The organism is Chryseobacterium sp. L12, assembly GCF_056133985.1.
This window is the reverse complement of sequence record NZ_JBVYOF010000012.1, coordinates 266,513-272,796: the sequence shown is the minus strand read 5'-3', so window position 1 is coordinate 272,796 and position 6,284 is coordinate 266,513. Positions and strand designations below refer to the sequence as shown.

Genomic DNA, 6,284 nt, shown 5'->3' with positions numbered 1-6,284 from the left:
GCAATGGCAGTAGGTATAGGTTTGGGATATATCTTTCCCGGTATTTCAAAAATTACAAATGCCCTATCCGTAGGCACTACAAACATTCCGTTGGCAATAGGTTTAATATTGATGATGTACCCGCCATTGGCAAAGGTTGATTATTCATTGTTACCTATGGCATTTAAGGATAAAAAAGTAATCGGTATATCCTTATTGCTGAATTGGATTATCGGCACGGTACTGATGTTCGGTTTAGCAGTTTTGTTTTTACGAAACGAACCCGATTATATGACAGGCTTAATTCTTATCGGTTTAGCAAGGTGTATTGCAATGGTTATCGTGTGGAGTGATTTAGCTAAAGCTAACAGAGAATATACAGCTATGTTAGTTGCATTAAACAGCATCTTTCAGATACTTTCTTATAGCTTCTTGGTTTGGTTATTCATCAATGTATTACCTGAAAAATTAGGGTTAGCCAATTTCAATGTAAGCGTATCAATGAAAGATGTTACCGAAAGCGTATTGATATATTTAGGCATTCCATTCTTGGCAGGTTTTTTAAGCCGTTACTTCCTTGTAAAATCAAAAGGTATAGAATGGTATAACCGGAAATTTGTACCCCGAATATCGCCCATTACATTATATGCTTTACTGTTTACGATAGTATTAATGTTCAGTCTGAAAGGCGATAAAATATTAGAGTTGCCAATGGATGTAGTAAAAGTGGCAATACCGTTAGTAATCTATTTTGTACTGATGTTTTTTGTGAGCTTCTTTATCAATAAATCCCTTAAAGTTCCTTACGACAAAAACGCATCCATCGCATTCACAGCCACAGGAAACAATTTTGAATTGGCAATAGCCGTAGCAATAGCAATTTTTGGTATTCATTCGCCACAGGCATTTGTGGGCGTTATCGGCCCACTGGTGGAAGTTCCAGTACTCATATTATTGGTAAGGGCAAGTTTATGGCTAAAGAAAAAATATTACTAAAGTTAATTTAAGAACGTACAAGAGCATTTTGAAGCATCAAAAAACTAAAGAAAACCCTCTGAATTAGAGGGTTTATTGTTGGTTTAAGATTTTGAGCATTCTGCCGACTTCAATATCCATTCTCGAAAAGGCAAACCATTTCTTGCCCAGGTCTTTGAGTGATGCTCCGATATGGTAGAGTTCCGTATCGTCAATAATTAAAAAGCGGTCGTGAGCATCGGAAAAAATCTCAATCTCAATCGGAGGGTATTGGCTATTGTACCGTTGTACATCCAGCCTTAGCTGGTTGCTGATATTTTTGGTATAGATAGTTGCAGTTACAGCATCGTCACGTTTGCCCAATAAGGTTAGTACCGTATCATCTACATAATTATCCAGCAGGATAATGGAGTTTTTGGCATTACGAACAATGTCTGATACAAAGACATAGGCATCAAAAACCTGCCCATTGTAGAAAATTCCTTTTTCACTGTGGAGCTTATCGCTTTCCAAAGCCTTAAAAATCTCTTCAAATTTTTGGTCGGCTTCTAATTGTTTCAGTTCAATGTTATCTAAACGATGAAAAAGAGAGGCATTGCTGGTAAGCATTCTCCGCATTTCTACAAAGGCTTCCATAATTTCAACACTGACTTTAACCGCTATATCTGAACGGAGTATGGCAGAAGCCATTGCGACCCCTTGTTCGGTAAAAACATAGGGCAGATAACGTCTTCCGCCGTAGCTCAAACTTGAGGTTCCAATTTGGAACCTCAAGTTTTCAACGTCCTCTTCGGTCAGTTGAAAGCAGAAAGAAGCAGGAAACCTTTCAATATTTCTTTTTACGGCTTTGTTGAGGTTCTTTGTTTCCACTTGGTATAAGGAAGCGAGGTCGCTATCCAACATCACTTGCTTTCCACGTATGGAATAAATCAGGTTTTTGATTTCCATTATGCTAATAGGCTTATTTTCCATTACTTTTTGTAGCTTTTATTTTTGGTAAACTCAAAAGAGGTTTTGCAATCCTCATTCAACACGATATAAGCATCGAATTTCTTACCTGCCTTGCTTTTCATTCCTTTGATGAGTGAAGTTTTCTTTTTATTGATAAGGCTTTCAATATCGGCTATGCCGATTTGTACGCCACATACATTACGGAACTGTACCCAATTACAAGCCTCATCAGGACACTTCACTATTTTATCACGGATAGTGAGTTGCTGGCTTTTACATTTCGGGCAAACCAATTTTGGCAGGTTATTTTGAGCAATCGAAGTTTGCAACAGTTCATTGGTAATAGATGAGGCGTAAGTTTCCATTTCTTTTTGAAATGCCCCTGCATCGGCTTCGTTGTTTTCGATTTTTTGCAAAGCCAATTCCCATTCGGCGGTCATTGCCACATCCGCAATTTTACGGTCTTTGACCAATTCGTACACCTGCAATCCTTTTTCGGTAGGGATTAAGGATTTCTTTTCACGTTGTACATAGTTACGGGTAAACAGGGTTTCAATTATTGCGGCTCTTGTAGCCGGAGTGCCAATACCGATATTTTGCAGGGCTTTCCGTTCGTCTTCATTTTCGATTTCCTTTCCGGCAGTTTCCATAGCCGACAAAAGCCCTGCTTCGGTATATAATACAGGCGGTTTGGTTTTTTTTTCCAAAACGGAGGCTTCTTTTTTTTTAAGTTCATCGCCTTTTTTCAGTTCGGGCAAATCCTGTACAGGCTCGGTATCATCATCGGAGAAACTGCCTTTGATGGAACGCCAGCCCGCTTCTATAACCTTACAACCCTTTGCCGTAAAATCATAATGCAACGCCTGTAAACCCACATCGGTTATCTCTTTGATGCAGGCTTGTGAAAGGGCTTCGAGCAACCGAAAGGCAATCATATCATAAACGGAGCTTTCCTTTGCGTTCAGGGCAGACGGGATTTTATCCGTAATCAATAATCCGTGGTGGTCGGTAACACGCAAATCGTTCACGATGCGTTTATTGAAACGTCCCCATTTTATTTTTGACACTGCTTGCTTGCAAGTTTCTCTGTCCTGCAAAGCTCTTACGAGATTGGGAATTTCTGCCCACACATCTTCTGGTATGTACTTGCTCCCGGTACGTGGATATGTGATAAACTTTTTTTCGTAGAGGCTTTGGGCAATATTGAGCGTTTCTTCGGCAGAAAGGTTCAGTTTTTTGTTAGCTTCCTTTTGCAGTCCGGTTAGGTCGAACAATAAAGGAGGTTGCTCCGTTACACTTTTGGTTTCTACCGATGTAACCGTTGCCATTTCGCTTCGCCGAATGGCTTTCAGCGTATCATCGGCAAGTTTTTGGTCTTCCCATTTGGTTTTGGAAATGCTTTTAAAATCTATCAGCTCTTTGTTGTGCGATAACTGTATCTGCCAATATCTCTTTACCGAGAAATTTTTGTTTTCCAGATAGCGTTTGCATATCAAAACCAATGTAGGCGTTTGCACTCTTCCGAGTGAATAGATACCATTTCCTGCGGCTATGCTCAATGCCTGTGTAGCATTGATGCCCACGAGCCAATCGGCACGGCTTCTGCCTTGTGCCGCCTGGTAAAGTCCGTCAAATGCTGCCCCGTCTTTAAGGTTATCAAAGCCTTGTTTAATGGCTTTTTCGGTAAGCGAGCTTATCCAAAGGCGTTCAAAGGGCTTGTTACATTTCAGGTATTCATAAATGTACCTAAAAATGAGTTCGCCTTCACGCCCTGCATCGGTTGCAACGATAATGCTGCAACTTTGCTTAAATAGCTGCTCAATAACTTTCAGTTGCTTTAATGCGCCTGTATCAGCGGTATAACCTTTGTCTTTTTTTACTTTCCGGACGGTCAACAAAAAAGGGTTGGGGAGTATCGGCAAAGCAGCTTTGTCAAACCCCGAAATCCCGTAATCTTCTGGCATTCCCAATCCTATTAAATGACCGAATGCCCACGTAACAAAATAGCCATTACCTGTCAGGTAACCTTCCTTTTTATCGGATGCTCCTACAAGTCTGGCTATTTCTCTTGCTACGCTTGGTTTTTCTGCAATGATAGTTTTCATACTTAATTATCTTTTTACGCCTTTGGACTTTGCAGGGGCTTGAGACTTTTCCTGTTGTTCCTGCTGTTGCTTGTTTTTCGGTCTTTGTTGCCCCGATTTTAAAGGCTCATTGATTTTTTTGGTGGCTTCATTGGTTTTCCCTTCTGAATTGACAGCAGTTTGCGTTTTATGGGTTTCAGTAGGTTTTGCTCTTTCCTTGTATTGATTTGGAAATTCAAAATTTGTTTTACCATCTTCTTTATTGAAAGTGATGTAACCTTGATAAGGCTGTCCTTTTTTGTCTACCAATCCGTCAATGTAGATGGTTTGACCATTTTTAAAATCCTTATGTTGCTCATCGGTCAGTTCCTTACCACGGAAAGTTTTTGGAGCTTCTTGTGCTTGGTTCTGCTGATTGCTTTGTTGATTGTTCTGTCCGTTGCTTTGAGTTTGCTTGTTGGTGTTGCTTCTATCAAACAAAAACTCAACATAACGTTTGTCTGCATTAAACTGAACCGTTGCTGAAAATTCCGTTCCTTTGTTTGAAATCATACCCTCTAAATAAAGCGGTTTACCTTCCAATAATGTTTGTTTTTGGGCATCATTGAGTTTCACGCCTTTAATTTCATCAGGGATTTTTATGAAATCTGTCCGTAGGGCAATAATGTCGTTGGTAAGCCTATCTATACTGATGATGGATGGCATCATTTCGCCTGTTTTGGTGTTTTTTAAATCAACCACACGACCCATATTGCCAGTTGCAAGTAGATTTTTTTTGTCTTCATCGGTAAATTTGTGTCCGAAAAATTCAAAATGTAAGGTTGGTTCTTTTTTGATACCGTGAATTCCCACAACAACTTTTCCATCTTCGGCTTGCTGTAATGAAAGACGGGCATCAGTACGGAGAATTGAACCACCGAGATTAACGCCAATGGGCACAAGTTCGTTGGTCTTGAAGCCTTTTAATAAAGGTTCTAACAGATTTCTTTTTTCTAAAAATTCCTTGCTCAATCCAAGATTATTCATTGTGTCCCAATCAATTTGTTCCGGTTTGTAGCGGTATTCGCTAGTTTCCGCTGCTGTTTGTGTTGTTGCCATATCTTTTTGATTTTCTTGTTTATTATCCTGCTTTATTTCTGTTTTTATTTCGTGTTCTTGCATCACTTTTTCGCCTTCGGGAGTTGGCTTATTTACCTGTTTTTGCATTTCCTGTGCTTTTTCAACTGCGATAGGGGCAGGTACTTTAAAGAATGAAAAATTGGTAGGGTTCTTTAGTTGGCTGAAAAAATTGGAAAAAAAATTGGAAAAAAAATCGCCACCCTTATCCACACGCATAAACTGATTTTCATTTTTCTTGGTGGGGTCAACGGTTTCCATTTTCCCTTTCTCGTCGATACTTTTTACGGCTTGGATTTTCATTTTTTCTTTATCCAGCACTAATAATATGTCCGATAGTTGTTCGGGCATTTCCTGCGTATTTGCTGTTTCTTCGCTCATAATTTGAAAAATTTAAAATTCACTATCGAATGTAAAACAAGCATTTACTGGATTGGTGGAAATGGCATTAAAAGGCAGTATTTGTCATTTATTGGCGTTCATTTATTTAGTAGGAGGATTAAAACTTTCACGAATAAATTGATGTACATCGGAAAGTTTATAGTACAATTTTCCACTAATCGTATAATAAGGCAACTTCCCATTCGAACGATACCGCTGCAGAGAACGATTACTGATTTTAAGCATTTGAAGCAAATCCTGATTGTCCAATAATTCCTCGCCATCTATGCTGTTACGCTTTTTTTGCAACTCATTGATATTATCGCCCAGCATATCGAGGCGACCAATAAGGCGTTCCATCCACGCCAAAAATTCCATTCTATCAATATTCATAGCCATACATTTTATGGTTTCCCCAATTTCAGATTTCTTCCTTTTTCGATATAGCTTTTACCTTTTGCCATAAGTTCCTGCAAAAACTCATCACTACTCTCAATTGCATTTGCATTCAGCATATCTTTAATTGCACCGATGGTGTAGAAATACTGACCGTAGATTTTTGAATAGGCAATCTCGCCTTTGGTACGCATACGCCATAAGGTTTTCTCGCTTAGGCGTAGGTATTGAGATACCTCGTGGTTATTGAGCCACAAGTCATCATAACTTTTATCTTCCAATTTTTTCAGATAATCGGCAATGGCATTAATACTGTTATTTAACTTTAGCCAAGCTTCTTCTTCAATTGTGATTATTTTCATTGCATATCATTTAAAGTTCACTATGCAAAATTGTGAAAGG

6 protein-coding genes are annotated in these 6,284 nt (G+C 39.1%); 1 reads left to right on the top strand and 5 read right to left on the bottom strand.

Annotated elements, in window-relative coordinates; genetic code table 11:
- The coding region (arsB, locus tag AC0NBN_RS07995) for an ACR3 family arsenite efflux transporter (RefSeq protein ID WP_160812722.1) at window positions 1–975 on the top strand (975 nt) is incomplete at its 5' end.
- Window positions 976–1,047: 72 nt separating this feature from the next.
- Here the strand turns inward: arsB and AC0NBN_RS07990 are convergent.
- The 5 genes from AC0NBN_RS07990 to AC0NBN_RS07970 all read right to left on the bottom strand — a co-directional run bounded on the left by AC0NBN_RS07990 (window position 1,048) and on the right by AC0NBN_RS07970 (window position 6,244).
- Window positions 1,048–1,926 (bottom strand): ORF6N domain-containing protein, encoded by an 879-nt coding sequence (locus tag AC0NBN_RS07990; protein ID WP_103913875.1) that lies wholly within the window; start codon window positions 1,924–1,926, stop codon window positions 1,048–1,050.
- On the bottom strand, window positions 1,926–4,010 hold the full coding sequence (locus tag AC0NBN_RS07985) for a type IA DNA topoisomerase (protein WP_160812723.1): 2,085 nt from the start codon (window positions 4,008–4,010) through the stop codon (window positions 1,926–1,928). The genes AC0NBN_RS07990 and AC0NBN_RS07985 overlap by 1 nt, the downstream gene beginning before the upstream one ends.
- Before the next feature lie 6 nt (window positions 4,011–4,016).
- Window positions 4,017–5,486, bottom strand: coding sequence for a DUF3945 domain-containing protein (locus tag AC0NBN_RS07980; protein ID WP_123879053.1), 1,470 nt, complete (start codon window positions 5,484–5,486; stop codon window positions 4,017–4,019).
- Between the two features lie 102 nt (window positions 5,487–5,588).
- On the bottom strand, window positions 5,589–5,879 hold the full coding sequence (locus AC0NBN_RS07975; protein ID WP_074230273.1) for a helix-turn-helix domain-containing protein: 291 nt from the start codon (window positions 5,877–5,879) through the stop codon (window positions 5,589–5,591).
- Window positions 5,880–5,890: 11 nt separating this feature from the next.
- Window positions 5,891–6,244, bottom strand: coding sequence for a helix-turn-helix domain-containing protein (locus AC0NBN_RS07970; RefSeq protein ID WP_074229993.1), 354 nt, complete (start codon window positions 6,242–6,244; stop codon window positions 5,891–5,893).
- Window positions 6,245–6,284: the final 40 nt, after the last annotated feature.